The sequence below is a fragment of the Paracoccus yibinensis genome, from assembly GCF_030846195.1.
Lineage (GTDB): Bacteria > Pseudomonadota > Alphaproteobacteria > Rhodobacterales > Rhodobacteraceae > Paracoccus > Paracoccus yibinensis.
On the sequence record NZ_JAVCWH010000003.1, the window covers coordinates 357,584 to 371,628 of the forward strand.

Here is a 14,045-nt window from a genome sequence, read left to right on the forward strand (position 1 = left end):
GATCCGGGCGCGCCAGGGCGCCCGGATCATCAGATTCAGACGACGGTGAAGAACCGGCCCGGATCCGAGGTCACGTCGTCAAAGGCCACGCCATGCAGCAGGACACTGTCGCCCTGACCAAAGTCGATCAGCGTGCCGGCATCGCCAAGATCAATGGCGAAATCGGCCACTTCCTCGGCCGATGCCAGGGTGACGCCTTCCAGTCGGGACGAAATCTGAAGGATGTCGCCATCGGTGAAGTCCATGACCACATCCCCGCCCCCCGAAAAGACGAACAGGTCGTCCCCGGCGCCGCCATAAAGATTGTCGTCGCCCGCGCCGCCATCCAGCGTGTCTTCACCGCTGTCGCCTTGCAGGAAATCGTCGCCCGCGCCGCCCAGCAGCAGGTCGTCCCCTGCGTCACCATAAAGCCGATCGTCACCGGCACCGCCTTCCATCGTGTCGCGACCGGCGCCGCCCGACAGGATGTCATCGCCCGCGCCGCCCAGCAGCAAATCGTCGCCGGCATCGCCGGTCAGGGCGTCGTTGCCCGCGCCGCCCGACAGCGTGTCGTCGCCCGCCCCGCCGGCCAGAAGGTCGTCGCCGGTGCCCCCCAGCAGCAGATCGTCGCCCGCGCCGCCGGACAGGGTGTCGTTCCCCTCGCCCCCGTCAAGCGCATCATCGCCCGATCCGCCCAGAAGCTGATCTTCCCCCGCCTCTCCCAGCAGGCGGTCGTCGCCCGAGCCGCCATTGAGAAGATCGTTGCCCGTCCCGCCATAGACGATGTCATCGCCTGAATTGGCCATGACGGTGTCATTGCCGCCGCCTGCCGTGATGAAGTCCGAGAGCGACGTCCCGAACAGGAAATCGCTGAACGCGCCCCCTGGTATCGTGGCCATGATGAACCCTTCCATGCTGTTGATCTTATGCGGCACAACCTATGCGAAAGCCCGTTAACGGCCGATCGCTAATTACTTAAAATTGCATCTATTTCCGGGGTCGCGGGAAGACGGCCCCCCGCTAACATGCGGCCGATGGCCCGGCATGGGCCGGTTCCGGGCAGAAGGCATCGGGTTATTTCAAATTGGAAAAGCACCCATGACGACCTATTCAGACCCCAATCCTCCCCTTCTGACCGATGGCTTGGCACAATTGCCGCCGATCACCGCGAATCTGGCAGAGGCCCTGGCCGCGCGTCAGGACTTCCTGGTCGCCGCCATCACCATCTTCGATGAAAGCCTTGCCTCGGGTCTGTGGCTGGGCGGGGCAGGCGACGATACGGTACGGGCGGGCATCGGCAACCACATCCTCGCAGGCTTTACGGGTAACGATTCCCTGCATGGCGGCGCAGGATGGAACCTGCTGATTGGCGGCGAGGGCGACGATGTGCTGGATGTCCGCTGGGCCAGCGATCCCGAACGAGGGGGATTGTCTTATGGCGACTGGTCCGGGGCCAAGCGCGCCTCGTCGGACTGGCTGTTCGGCGGGGCGGGAAACGACGCGCTGTTCGGATCATTTGCGGCGGATTTGATGCATGGCGGAACCGGGAACGACACGCTTGACGGTCAGGACGGGGACGACATTCTGTTCGGCGGCGCCGGCAACGACCTGCTGGAAGGCGATGCGGGACGTGATGTCCTGTCAGGCGCCGCCGGCCGCGACACACTGGACGGCGGGCTGAGCGCTGACCTGATGTCCGGCGGGGATGGAAACGACCGCCTGAACGGCGGCAACGGCAACGACACCATGGACGGCGGCACGGCGAACGACACCCTTCATGGCGGCTTCGGCGATGACAGCATCCAGGGCGGGACTGGTAACGACTGGGTAGACACCGGCGGGGGCGACGACATCGTCGATCTGGGCGACGGCAACGACTTCGTCGCCGCCGTGGATGATTTCGGCCGCGGCGACGATGTGTTGCTGGGTCGTGCAGGAAACGACACGCTGCACGGCGGACGCGGCAACGACATGCTGGACGGCGGCGAAGGGGACGACGTGCTGAACGGCGGGTCGGGCGACGATTTCCTGACGGGGGGCAGCGGGGCGGACGTGTTCCAGTTCCGCAGCAGTCACGGAACCGACATCATCGCCGATTTCGGCCCGGACGACCGCCTTGTCCTTACAAGCAGCATCAATGGCGAGACAATCGACCTTGCATCCCTTGCGGATCGGATGCTGGATCTTGGCGATGCGACCCTGCTGGATCTTGGGAACGGGAATGGCGCGATCTTCCTGAACCAGGATCCCGAAACGCTGACGCAGCTTTTGCAGACGAGAATCGATTTCTGGTAACAGCATCCCCGATACCCGCCTGCCAAAACATGGTCGGATGCGCTTGTCGAAGGCTTATCCGGCCATGAACCGCATCCAGGCCCGCCTGATGTCGATCATTCCCTTGGGGCTCGCGCTGCCAGCATGCCACGTTGGAGTGCAGGGAGACAAGGCGGCAGCCGCCGGGATCCGGCAGGGCTGCCTGCACTAGGCAGTTACCGAAAGCTGCTGCCGAAATCCCGTGATTTCAACTTCATCCGCCATCAGGGGACTTGACCTGCAGCAGAACTGAGGCAAGATTTTCCTGTGCGATGGACGTTGGGTGATCTGGATACCAGGGGATGTCGTGATGGATACCTATCTTTCCGCAGCGCGGGATCTGGTGGTTGAGGGGATGCGCGAAAGCCGGGTCGCGCTTTCTGCGGATCTCGAATACCACCTCGCCTCGACCCTGGCACGCTACATGCACCGACCGCTTGCACCTGACCGGCTGACGATCAGGCTGATGGACGCCGCCAGTCGCGGCGCCAGACAAGGTGAATCGCGCCAGATCGGCGATGAATGCCTGATTTCCTGTGCATTCTTTTCGGCACGGCTGGTGCGGCAAGGGGGAACCATCGTCCACTATGCAGGCCTGGGGCAAGCCGCCTATGCGGTGGCCGGGATGCCGGACATCGCCAGCGGCTTTCCCGACATGCTGGATGTCCTGCAGGCCAGTCGTCCGCAGGTCGAGGAACGGCCCTTCCCCCGAGCTGACGGCACCGGCGCCGGGCCGGAGCATGACGAAGGCGACCGCAAGATCCTGATCATCTCGTCAAGGTTCAGGCACTGACATCCCAGGCGCGCGCGCCGGGACGAAGGCGGCGCCGATCCTCCCTGCAAGGACGATCCTGTGGTCACGGGACACAGGAATTCCCCGTCACGCGGTTCCGACCGGCGTTCTTGCTGCGGTAAAGCATAAGGTCGGCGTCCCGAAGCCAGCGTTCCGGCGAAGCGCCCGGTGCGGGGGGGCCGGCCGCGACGCCCAGGCTGACGGTGACCAAGCCACCGACACGCGATCCGGCATGAGGGATCGCCAGGGCTTCCACTTCGGCGCGGATCGATTCGGCCAGGGCCATGCCTCCGGCCAGATCCGGGCCGGGCAGGATGCAGGCGAATTCCTCGCCGCCATAGCGGGCGGCAAGATCGCGTCCGCGGCGCATGTGTCGGTCAAGCACGGCTGCCACACGCTGAAGACAGCGGTCGCCCTCGGGGTGGCCGTAAAGATCGTTGAACTGCTTGAAATGGTCGATATCAAGAAGAATCAGCGCCAGATTACCGCCATCCCGGCCTGCCTGGCGCAATTCCTCGTGCAGGCGCTGTTCCAGCAGGCGGCGGTTGCCGAGGCCCGTCAGATGGTCCTGCATCGCCAAACCGGCAAGCTGGTCGCGCATCCGCTTCATCTGGACATGGTTGCCCACCCGCTGCCGCAGGGCACCTGGCTGAAAGGGCTTGGTCACATAGTCGATGGCCCCGGCGGACAGGCCCAGCAATTCGGCCTCGGGGGTCTGGAGACTGGTGGTGAAGATGACCGGAACGTCCGAAAGGCCCGGATCCTGCTTGAGCAGCCTGCACAGATCGTAACCGTTCAGGCCGGGCATCAGAACGTCCAGCAGGATCAGGTCCGGTCCGGCGGCATGGGCCACCTCCAGCGCCTGGTCACCGGACAGGGCAAAGCTGATCTCGTATCCATCCTCAAGCGCGGCGCTTGCGATCTCGATATTGAGGATCTCGTCATCGACGATCAGGACCACGGGCTTGGCGATCATACGGCGATCCCCTTCACCGGAACGGCAAACTCGGCGTCGATCAGGGCCGAAGCTGCGCCATAGTCCAGTCTTTGCAGCGCCACATGCAGCGGGTGGGCCTGCCGCGCCGCGTCATCCAGCCGCAACAGATCGGCCAGTTGCACAAAGCCATGCCGGGCGGACAGGCTGCGGCGCCGGATCTGGTCGCGCAGGGTGTCCAGGGCTTCGGCCAGCAGGTTCGGATCGGCATCGGCTTGAGGAGAGGCGCCACGCATCGGCAGCGCCACGGAGGCCATCGACCGCAACTGCCCGGCGGCGGCGACCGCACGAGCCAGGGGCGGCCTCAGCAGGGCCAGGAGGGCTGCGACATCCCCCTCTCCACCAGGCGACAGGGCCTGTTCCAACTGTCCCGCCGCAGCCGCGACGTCCGGCAGCTCCAGCGAGGCGGCCACGCCCCGAAGGGTATGTGCCAGCCGATGCGCATCCTCGGCCTTGCCCTGGTCCAGCAAGGTGGTCAGGTCATCGCAGGCATGGGCATGACTGTCGGCGAAGGACAGGATCAGCCGCAGCAAGAGGTCGCGGTTTCCATTGACGCGCGCCAGGGCCGCGGCAATGCCGAAGGGCGGCAAGGCGTCGGGCAGGCTGGCTGTGCCGGAAACCGCGTTGCGGCCCATGACCAGCCAGCGTTCCAGCGTGGCGATCAGATGCGCGGGATCGACCGACTTTGTCAGGTGATCGTCCATCCCGGCGGCCAGGCAGTCCTGCCGTTCCTCGGCAAAGGCATGGGCGGTCATGGCGATGATGGGAAGCTGTGCCGACGACCAGGTCTTGCGGATGTGCCGGGTGGCGGTCATGCCGTCCATTTCGGGCATCTGGATGTCCATCAGGACGGCGGAATAGGCTGCGCCCGCCTGCTCGACCATGCGGCAGGCGATGCTGCCATCGGCGGCGCAATCGACCACCAGCCCGGCATCCGACAGGATCTGGGCGGCGATTTCCCGGTTGATCTCGTTATCCTCGACCAGCAGGACGCGCAGCCCGCGCAGGGCGGGCGGCAGGCTGGGTCCGCGTGCGGGGGCTTCCTGGACAGGCTGATCGGCGCGGACCAGGGGCAGCTGGTTCAGCGCGTGCAGCAGGTTCGCCGCGTCGATCGGCTTGGCAAGGAGCAGATCCACGCCCTTGCCGTTCGCGTCCTGCCGAACCTCATCGATGTCGTAGGAGGTCGTCATCATCACGAAAGGGGCGAATTCCGCACCCAGCACCGCCCGCATGGCATGAAGGGTCTGAAGCCCGTCCATTCCGGGCATCTTCCAGTCCATGATCACAAGATCATGGCGCCGGCCGGCCTGAAATTCCCGCCTGGCCACTGCCAGGGCGACGCTGCCGCCATCGGCGATGTCGATGGTCATGCCCCATCGCCGGAAGATCTCCTGGATGATCCGGCAGGTAATAAGGTTGTCATCCACCAGCAGGACGTGCAGCCGCCTGATCGCTTCCGAAGGAAGGGCATCGGGCAGCACCTGCGGTTCGGGGATCCGCAAGGGTGTCATGACCGTGAAGGTGCTGCCATGGCCCGGTTCGCTTTCCGCCCGGATCCAGCCACCCATCTGTTCGACGATCTGGCGGCAGATCGCCAGCCCCAGGCCGGTGCCGCCAAAGCGGCGCGTGGTCGAGCTGTCGGCCTGCATGAAGGGCGTGAACATCCGGGATAACTGTTCGGCCGTCATACCGATGCCATTGTCGCTGATCGCCGATTCGATCACCGCAATGTCGCCTTTTCGTTCGACCAGCCGCGCCTCGATGGTGATGGTCCCCTCGCTTGTAAACTTGATGGCATTGCCAAGCAGGTTGGTCAGAACCTGGTTCAGCCGCGTGATGTCGCCCGACAGCAGCGGGGGGATGTTCGGGTCGATCTGGACCCGGATGTCCAGGTTCTTCCTGTAGAGCGGCTCGGACAGAAGCTGGATCTGGCGCGAGAGTTCGGCACGGGGGTCGAAGACCTCGTCTTCCAGTGTCAGATGCCCGGCCTCGCCCTTCGACAGATCCAGGATGTCGTTCACCAGCCGCAGCAGTGTGGTCCCCGCGCTGCTGATCTTGCCGATCTGGTCGCGCTGCCGCGCATCCAGGGGCGTGCGCTGGATCAGGTGGCAAAAGCCGATGATCGCATTGATGGGGGTGCGGATCTCGTGGCTCATGGTGGCAAGGAACATGCCCTTTGCGCGGCTGGCCTGCTCAGCCTCGTGGCTGCGCAGCTTCAGCGTCTCGCTTTGCGCCACAAGCCTTGTGCCCATCCGATCGATGCGGCGGAAGGATTCGACGACCTTGTCGCTGACCCAGATCAGCACGACCGTCTGGAACAGCACGATCACCGCGTGCAGGGCAACCCGAACAAGATCGCCTTCGGTCGAAAAGACGGCCAGCGGCAGGAAATACAGAAGCACCAGGTGATGCAGCGCGGTGATCGTGGCGGCCACGACCAGGGCCGTGCGGTCGAACCATGCGATGTTCAGTGCGATCATCGCAAAGAAATACATGTGCATGTCCATCTGCCACATGTGCCCCTGCAGAAGCACCAGAAGCAGCGAAGGCTGTCCGATCAGCAGCACGGCGGCGACATGGCGCGTCACCGGCGCGGTGCCCGCGCGATACCACGTCACCTGATAGATCGCGGCCATGACCGCGCCGATCAGCATGGCGCCCGACACCGGCATGGTTCCGGTCAGCAGCGCGACAATGCCCAGAAGCGGAACGTGGCACCAGAAGACCAGCACCAGCAGTTGGCCGAAACGCTGCCGCAGGCGGTTCAACTGGTCTGTCATCGCCCGCGCCCCCCGCCCGCAGGCCCGCAGCCCGCAAAGCCCGAGGTCGGCAAGACAAGCCAGACGCCCTGCGCGCGCGCGGCTGCGGGAAAGCCCTCGTCCTCGGACCAGGAGACGGCGATATTGGGCAGGAAGCCCGACGCGACCAGCCCGGCCCCGGCGCGGTGGACAGTGCCTGCAACCCCCGCCCTGTCCACCCAGGGGGCGGCGATCACCACATATTGCCCCCTGCCCTCGCCCGAGGTCAGGGCGAGCAGCACCAGGATCGGAAGTCCCAGAAGGGCCACCGCCGCAGCCGGCCAAAGGCTGCCAAGGGTCGGCCGTTCAGCGGCCTTGTGCCTTGCCTGCAGGCAGACTGAGGTATCGGAAGGGTTGGACACGTCGATTCCCTGGCAAGAAGCGGTTTCCTTGAACATAGGGAACCATAGCTGCCGGTTCGTTTAACAACGCGCCAAAAAGCAGTTTCAGTTTTAAGTATCTACGGAAATCAGGTGGCTGCCAGGCGCGCCGCCGTTTTCATGCCCGGCGCGCGCCCGCGGCATTCCCGGCCGCAGGGTGTCCTGCGGCCGGTCCATTTTCATTCCCCCGCGTGCCGCGTGTCGCGGTTCCAGCGGATCGACGACCACAACGACACGCCGATCAGCGCGGCGCCGCCCAGGCCGGTGATGACCTCGGGGATATGGACGAAGGATTGCATGAACATGATCACCGACAGCGCGATGATCGCATAGAAGGCGCCGTGTTCCAGATAGCGGTACTGGGCCAGCGTGCCCTTTTCGACCAGCATGATGGTCATCGAACGCACATACATCGCGCCGATGCCTAGGCCGATGGCGATGATGAACAGGTTCTGGGTCAGCGCAAAGGCCCCGATCACGCCGTCGAAGCTGAAGGACGCGTCCAGAACCTCGAGATAAAGGAACGCCCCCAGGCCGCCCTTGGCCCCGGCCGCCAGGGCTTCCTGGCTGCTGTCCAGCAAGCCGCCCAGCACCTCGACCAGAAGGAAGGTCAGAAGGCCCCAGATCGCGGCCCTGAAGAAGACCTGCGCTTCGGCGGGTTCCAGGAAGCGCGTGAAGATCAGGATCAGCGACAACACCACCGCGACCTCGATCCCGCGAATGGTGGCGTATTTCTGCATCTTGGCTTCCAGCCAGCGGACCCAGTGGACATCCTTTTCATGATCGAAGAAGAAGGACAGGCCCACCATCATCAGGAAGGTGCCCCCGAAGGCCGCGATGGGCAGGTGGGCATCATGCATGATCCTGGCGTATTCCTCGGGCCGCGCGGCGGCCAGCACCATGGCGTCCCACGGCCCGATCTTGGCGGCGATCACCACGATCAGCAGCGGGAAGACGATCCGCATCCCGAACACGGCGATCAGGATCCCCCAGGTCAGGAAGCGATGCTGCCATTCCGGCGTCATTTCCTTCAACTTGTTGGCGTTGACGATCGCGTTGTCGAAGGACAGCGAGATTTCCAGGACGGCCAGCACCGTGCAGATGAAAAAGATGGTCAGCATGCCGCCGACCGTCCCGGTCATCTGCCAGCCCAGGAAGGCGCCCAGGATCAGGCCCACGGCGGTGACGATGAAGGCCCAGGTGAAATAGCGAAGTGTCGGCCGGGCGTCTGCGCTCAAGCCAGAGGAAGGCAGTCCATTTTCCATGAGAAAAGGTCCAGGCGGCTGGTTCAGGATCAGTGCCGACATCACGAATGTGCCGCCACATTCGCCAGAGGGACCCGGTCACCCAGTCTGCATCCGCCCCGGCGGATGACGCGCATTTGAAGGATGTCGGGCCAGCACGCAAGTGTCTTGTGCCCGCAAGGTGCAAAAACGACCCGTTCCCGCCGGACCTTTGCCCTGTCCCGGACCGGCCCGGCAGGACCTTGCAATGTCGCCGATCAGGCCGACATGGCCGGGACGCGGACAACCCGCGGGCAGTCGGGACGCCGTTCGGACCGGCAGTCCCGACCTTTCCCCGCAAAGGCTTGTCCCGTTCTGCGATCAGGCGCAGAAGCGTCAACCGGATGAAACCAACAGGACGCTTGCGGCACCCCGGTCCGAGGGCGCGAAGGGCCGCGCCCTTAAAACCAAGCACCCGATGGTTCGGGCAGATGTCTTCCCGACCCTCATTGCCTCGGGGCAACGCAGTTGGAGGGACCAGGGCATCGATGCGGGATGCCTTGGCCCGCAGCCTTTTCTTACCGGATCCGGCGGGGTGATCGTGCATGGCTGCGGCCCTCGTTCCGGCCCAGAAGCGCCACCGCCACCACGGCGACGGCCGCGCCGATGGCGACCTTGCGGGCCAGGCCGCCCCTGTTGTGCCGCCATTCGGCCCCCATGCCCATTTCGGCGGGAACGTTGGGGACATGTCCCCGGCCAAGGTCCTGGGCAATGCCCTCGATCATGTTGATGCGGTCGGCCCCCAGCAGCATCAGCCAATGCCGCCAGTCGGATTCGCTGAAGCCGAAGGCCGCGCGGCGGACCATGCCGCTGATGCCCGACGGGGGCGAGGAGGTGCCGAAGACCGCAGGCCGGCGGTTATGCTCCACGGATTGAAGCAGCTCGACCTCGGGCCGCTGCAAGGGCGGGCGCTTCCAGGCCATGTGCGTTTCGGTATCGGCGGATCGGTCGCGCATCGGATAGGTCGGATCATTGCGGGGGTCGGCATCGACGCCCCAGCCGTTCACGGTGGCAGGGTCGATCGTCTGGCTGGAATTCTGCGTCATCCTGTGCGTCCTTTCAGCGTCCGCCGTTGGGATAGAGAACGGGCTTGATGCATTCGTCGAGCTTGGCGGAAAAGAGGTGATAGGCGTCGGGCAGATCCTCCAGCGGCACCCGGTGGGTGATCAGCGCCTTGGGGTCGATCCGGCCTTCGCGGACATGCTCGATCAGCCGGGGCAGCAGCCGCTTGACCGAGGCCTGGTTGGCCCGGATCGTGATGCCCTTGTTCAGGACATTGCCCATGGGAACCATGTTGCCGGTGGGTCCATAGACGCCGACGATGGAAACCACGCCGCCCTTCTTGACGGAATTGATCGCCCAATGAAGGACGATGGCCGAACCCGCCTCGATCTTCATCTTCTTGCCCAGAACCGTGCGCAGCGGACTGCCCGAGGCGTCGCCGCCCACAGCGTCGATGCAGACATCCGCACCCAGCGAATCCGTCTGCTTCTTGATGAACACGGCCATGTCGTCGATGGACTGGAAGTTATACACCTCGGCCGGGCAATACCGGCGCGCGAAATCCAGGCGGTAATCCAGGTGGTCGATCACGATCACCCGGCCCGCGCCGAACAGCCACGCGCAGCGCGCGGCCATGATGCCGACCGGCCCCGCGCCGAAGACCACAACAGTGTCGCCCTTCTGGATGCCACCCATCTCGGCCGCCTGGTATCCCGTGGGCACCACATCCGTCAGCATCACCGCGTCGTCGGGGTCCATCCAGTCGGGGATCAGCGTTGGCCCGACATCGGCATAGGGCACGCGCACATATTCCGCCTGCCCCCCGTCATAGCCGCCCGCCGTGTGCGAATAGCCGAAGATGCCGCCGACGGCAGTCGCCTGGGGATTGGCCTCGTGGCAGTTGCCGAACAGGCCCTGCTTGCAGAAATGGCACTGGCCGCAGGCGATGTTGAAGGGGACCAGCACATGATCGCCGGGCTTCAGGTTTGTGACCTCGGACCCGACCTCCTCGACGATGCCGCAGAATTCATGGCCGAAGGTCGTTCCGATCCGGGTATCGGGCACCATCCCGTGATACAGGTGCAAATCCGATCCACAGACGCAGGACCGGGTGACGCGCACGATCGCGTCGCGCGGATGCTGGATCATCGGGTCGCGCTTGGAACTGACCCGCATACGGCGCGGGCCGCGATAATCGGCAGCTAGCACGGCAATCCTCCTTGCAGACTGCCGGGGCAACATCCACGGCCCGCCAGTTGTTCCCCTGGAGCGGCCAAAGCGGGCGCAGATGAACAAAGATCAAGCGACGGAACATTGCAACGATCCTGCGGTTGATTGGCATGCAAGGGGGAAGCCGGAAAGTGGCGCTGCGATCCTGCCCGCCAGGTCGGAACGCCAGATACCCGGCCCGTGCAACGATGTCATTTCTTTACGACGCGATGGCGACCTGCCGTCGCAGGAGGATCTTCGACATGCGCCTGACGGCAGGGGGGGAGGGGACTGCGGTCCTGTTGGTCGAAAACGACGTCCGGCTTGCGGCCCGTGCCCATCAAGTGCTTTGCAAGGCGGGTGCCCAGGTCATCGGCCCGGCGGCCCAGGAAGATCAGGCGATTGCCCTGATCAAAAGCCGCTGCCCATCCTGCGCGATCGTCGAGATCGACCTGGGCCAGGGGGTGCGGTTCAAGGTGGCGGATGCCCTAAGGGCGCGCGGCGTGCCCTTCGTCTTCATGACCGCCCATGACGACGTGATGATCCCGCGCTGTTTCGACGACATCGGCCGCATCCGCAAGCCCTCGGGCTTCCGCCTGGCTGTCGAGGCGATTGCCTTGATGTGTCCCGCCCGGCCCGCCTGGATGTCCCAGGGGTCGATGTTCCCAGAACGCATCGCCGGGGCACGGGCGCAGCTTGACCTGCCGGGCGGGATGCGCGTTCCCGCCGATGTCGTCCTGCCTGCTGATGCCTTGCCTGCGGGTGTCACCCGAACGGCGCATGAGGATTTGGCATTGCCGCCCATGCGGCCCGGCATGACCAGCCGACCCGCTGCGTAAAACCGGGTTTGTCGCCTCACGGGTCATATCCTGAAAGGAGCGTTCCATGGACGATCAGGCGCTTGAACTTCTGAAGTCACTTGTCTCCACCCCCTCGCCCAGCGGGTTCGAACAACCTGTGGCCCGTCTTTACCGCAACTATGTGCAGCCTTTCGCCCATAAGTTGACAACCGATGTCCTGGGCAATGTCAGCGCCATCATCAATCCCGACGCGAAGTTCCGCTTCATGTATGCCGGCCACATGGACGAGATCGGCTTCATCGTCCATTACATCGACGAGAACGGCTTTCTGTTCTTCAGCACCATCGGCGGCACCGATGTCGCGACCGAGGTCGGCCAGCGGGTCAGCGTGCACGGACATGAAACCGTGCCCGGCGTGATCGGGCGCAAGGCGATCCAGGCGCTCAAGTCTGCCGATTTCGATCAGACACCGCAGCTTACCGACCTATGGATCGACATCGGCGCCCGGTCCCGCGACGAGGCCGAGAAGGTCGTCCAGATCGGCAGTGCCGTGACCATCGACGCGGGCTTCACCCTGCTGGGCGACAGCCTGGCCGCCGGGCGGGCCTTCGACAACAAGGTGGGCCTGCTGATCGGGGCGGAACTGGTGCGCAGGCTGTCCGGCGACGGCGACATCCGGTCGGATGTCGGATTTCACATCCTGGGCACCGTGCAAGAGGAAATCGGCTCTCGGGGGGCGCGGACGGCGGGGTTCAACCTTGCGCCCCATGCGGCCCTGGTCATCGACATGGGCGTCGCCATGGACTATCCGCGCGCGCGCCCCGAGGATCAGGGCCAGCTGGATCTGGGCAAGGGGCCGGGGATCTCTCGGGGGGCCAACACCAACCCGGCAGTCTTCGACATGTTGATCGCTTCCGCCCAGGACCGGAACATCCCCTTCCAACGGCAGGCGACCGGCGGCAAAAGCCCCACGGACGCGCGGGTGGTTCAGGAACTGCAGGGGGGTGTGGCAACCGGCGTCATCTCGGTGCCCCTGCGGTACATGCACACCCCGTCCGAAGTCGTCTGCCTGGACGATATCGGGGCGACGATCGACCTGGTCCACGAATTCTGCCGCCGCCTGCGCCCGGACATCGACTTCACGCCGGTCTAGGGGTCTTGCCCGGCGTCAGGGATTGTCCGGCCCAGGCGTCATGCCAGCGCCACGACAAGCGCCTGGCATTCACTGTCACCCTGCCCTTGATAGCTGTGCAGAAGACTTGAATCGAAGGACATCGCGTCCCCTTCGCCAAGCGTGACCGTCTCCTCGTCCACCATCACCACAAGGCTGCCCTCGATCACATGGACCATCTCCTCGACCCCGTGCCGGTGGGGTTCGGACGGCGGGGCGCCTGGAGGGAAATAGGCCAGGAAGGCCTCCATCCGCCGCTCTGCCAAGGGATAGTCGAGGCTTTCGAACAGATAGGACGCCGGCGAGGTGCCGCCCGGGATGGCCAGGCGGATGCGTTCGTCCCTGCGCGTGACTGCGATCTTCGCCTCGCTCTTCTTGAAGAAGTAATCCAGATCGACCCTGAACACCAAGGCGATCCGCAGCAGCGTGGGCAGGGTGGGAAAGACCTGCCCCCGTTCGATCTTGGACAGCATGGCAGGCGAAAGCCCGGTATGTTCCCCAAGCTGGACCAGTCCCAGCTTCTTGCGCAGCCGTAGTTCCCGCATCCGCGGCCCGATGCGGTATTTTTCCAGTTCTTCCGTCAGCATATCCGACATGGCATCCCCGGACATCTTTCACCCCAGGATAATGACCTTTCATTGGTTTTCCTGTCAAGAAAATCTGGTTTATTATCATGAAAATTTGATTAGTCTGAAAATTGTTTTTCACGTTATGAACAGGGCACGGACCTCCGTGACGCTCATGCAATCCAAGGAGACGACCATGAAAATGATGCCTGCCATTGCCGCCGCCCTGATCGGCTTTGCTGCTGTTCCCGCTTTTGCAGCGGAAAAGGACATCGTCGATACGGCCGTTGAGGCCGGCACCTTCAACACCCTCGCCCAGGCCCTGGAGGCCGCCGGTCTTGTCGAGACGCTGAAAGGCGAAGGCCCCTTCACCGTCTTCGCCCCGACCGACGAAGCCTTTGCCAAGCTTCCTGCCGGCACGGTCGAAACCCTGCTGCAGCCCGAGAACAAGCAGCAGCTTGTGGACGTGCTGACCTATCATGTCGTGCCGGGCGAAGTGATGGCGGCCGACGTGGTCGGACTGGACGAAGCCCCGACCGTCAACGGCAAGATGATCGACGTGCAGGTCGATGGCAGCGCCGTCAAGGTGAACGAGGCGAATGTCACCGCGACCGACATTGCCGCCAGCAACGGCGTCATCCATGTCATCGACCAGGTGATCCTGCCGCCGGAAAGCTGATCCCGCAGGCGATACAGGCCTTTTATCAGGTCACGGGACGGAGAGGGGCACTTCCCTCTCCGTTCCTTTGTTCAAAGC

General features: G+C 64.4%; 14 protein-coding genes. 6 read left to right on the forward strand and 8 right to left on the reverse strand.

Features of this window, described 5'->3' with window-relative positions; all coding sequences use genetic code 11:
• Positions 1-35: 35 nt before the first annotated feature.
• Positions 36-878 (reverse strand): calcium-binding protein, encoded by an 843-nt coding sequence (locus tag RAH32_RS08905; protein ID WP_306607237.1) that lies wholly within the window; start codon positions 876-878, stop codon positions 36-38.
• Positions 879-1,077: 199 nt separating this feature from the next.
• Between RAH32_RS08905 and RAH32_RS08910 the strand changes: the two genes are divergently transcribed.
• From RAH32_RS08910 to RAH32_RS08920, 3 genes are all read left to right on the forward strand, one after another.
• Positions 1,078-2,274 carry a calcium-binding protein gene (locus RAH32_RS08910; protein WP_306607238.1) on the forward strand — a complete coding sequence of 399 codons (1,197 nt, stop codon included), beginning with the start codon at positions 1,078-1,080 and terminating at the stop codon, positions 2,272-2,274.
• A 64-nt stretch (positions 2,275-2,338) separates the two neighbouring features.
• Positions 2,339-2,464 carry a hypothetical protein gene (locus RAH32_RS08915; protein ID WP_306607240.1) on the forward strand — a complete coding sequence of 42 codons (126 nt, stop codon included), beginning with the start codon at positions 2,339-2,341 and terminating at the stop codon, positions 2,462-2,464.
• A 138-nt stretch (positions 2,465-2,602) separates the two neighbouring features.
• The gene (locus tag RAH32_RS08920) at positions 2,603-3,085 is read left to right on the forward strand and encodes a hypothetical protein (protein ID WP_306607242.1); all 483 of its coding nucleotides are present in this window, start codon (positions 2,603-2,605) and stop codon (positions 3,083-3,085) included.
• Positions 3,086-3,149: 64 nt separating this feature from the next.
• On the opposite strand, the gene RAH32_RS08925 is transcribed toward RAH32_RS08920, so the two are convergent.
• The 6 genes from RAH32_RS08925 to RAH32_RS08950 all read right to left on the reverse strand — a co-directional run bounded on the left by RAH32_RS08925 (position 3,150) and on the right by RAH32_RS08950 (position 10,751).
• Positions 3,150-4,061: a diguanylate cyclase domain-containing protein gene (locus RAH32_RS08925; RefSeq protein ID WP_306607244.1), complete on the reverse strand. Its 912-nt coding sequence runs from the start codon at positions 4,059-4,061 to the stop codon at positions 3,150-3,152.
• Positions 4,058-6,859: a response regulator gene (locus tag RAH32_RS08930; RefSeq protein ID WP_306607246.1), complete on the reverse strand. Its 2,802-nt coding sequence runs from the start codon at positions 6,857-6,859 to the stop codon at positions 4,058-4,060. The genes RAH32_RS08925 and RAH32_RS08930 overlap by 4 nt, the downstream gene beginning before the upstream one ends.
• Complete coding sequence (locus RAH32_RS08935; RefSeq protein WP_306607248.1) at positions 6,856-7,239, reverse strand: hypothetical protein; 384 nt, start codon at positions 7,237-7,239, stop codon at positions 6,856-6,858. The genes RAH32_RS08930 and RAH32_RS08935 overlap by 4 nt, the downstream gene beginning before the upstream one ends.
• Positions 7,240-7,436: 197 nt before the next feature.
• Complete coding sequence (locus RAH32_RS08940) at positions 7,437-8,495, reverse strand: DUF475 domain-containing protein (protein ID WP_373429687.1); 1,059 nt, start codon at positions 8,493-8,495, stop codon at positions 7,437-7,439.
• Positions 8,496-9,058: 563 nt separating this feature from the next.
• The gene (locus RAH32_RS08945) at positions 9,059-9,586 is read right to left on the reverse strand and encodes a hypothetical protein (RefSeq protein WP_306607252.1); all 528 of its coding nucleotides are present in this window, start codon (positions 9,584-9,586) and stop codon (positions 9,059-9,061) included.
• A gap of 13 nt (positions 9,587-9,599) precedes the next feature.
• Positions 9,600-10,751 (reverse strand): zinc-dependent alcohol dehydrogenase, encoded by a 1,152-nt coding sequence (locus RAH32_RS08950; RefSeq protein WP_306607254.1) that lies wholly within the window; start codon positions 10,749-10,751, stop codon positions 9,600-9,602.
• A 263-nt stretch (positions 10,752-11,014) separates the two neighbouring features.
• Here RAH32_RS08950 and RAH32_RS08955 point away from each other — a divergent pair, with 263 nt between their 5' ends.
• Both RAH32_RS08955 and RAH32_RS08960 read left to right on the forward strand, forming a co-directional pair.
• Positions 11,015-11,590 carry a response regulator gene (locus RAH32_RS08955; protein ID WP_306607255.1) on the forward strand — a complete coding sequence of 192 codons (576 nt, stop codon included), beginning with the start codon at positions 11,015-11,017 and terminating at the stop codon, positions 11,588-11,590.
• Between the two features lie 46 nt (positions 11,591-11,636).
• Positions 11,637-12,704, forward strand: a complete 1,068-nt coding sequence (locus RAH32_RS08960; RefSeq protein WP_306607256.1) for a zinc-binding metallopeptidase family protein — start codon at positions 11,637-11,639, stop codon at positions 12,702-12,704.
• Between the two features lie 38 nt (positions 12,705-12,742).
• Here the strand turns inward: RAH32_RS08960 and RAH32_RS08965 are convergent, their stop codons facing one another.
• A complete protein-coding gene (locus RAH32_RS08965; protein WP_306607257.1) occupies positions 12,743-13,318 on the reverse strand; it encodes a helix-turn-helix domain-containing protein in 576 nt (191 codons plus the stop codon).
• 166 nt (positions 13,319-13,484) lie between these two features.
• Here RAH32_RS08965 and RAH32_RS08970 point away from each other — a divergent pair, with 166 nt between their 5' ends.
• Entirely contained in the window at positions 13,485-13,967 is a 483-nt protein-coding gene (locus tag RAH32_RS08970) for a fasciclin domain-containing protein (RefSeq protein WP_306607258.1), read from the forward strand.
• The last annotated feature ends 78 nt before the right edge of the window (positions 13,968-14,045 follow it).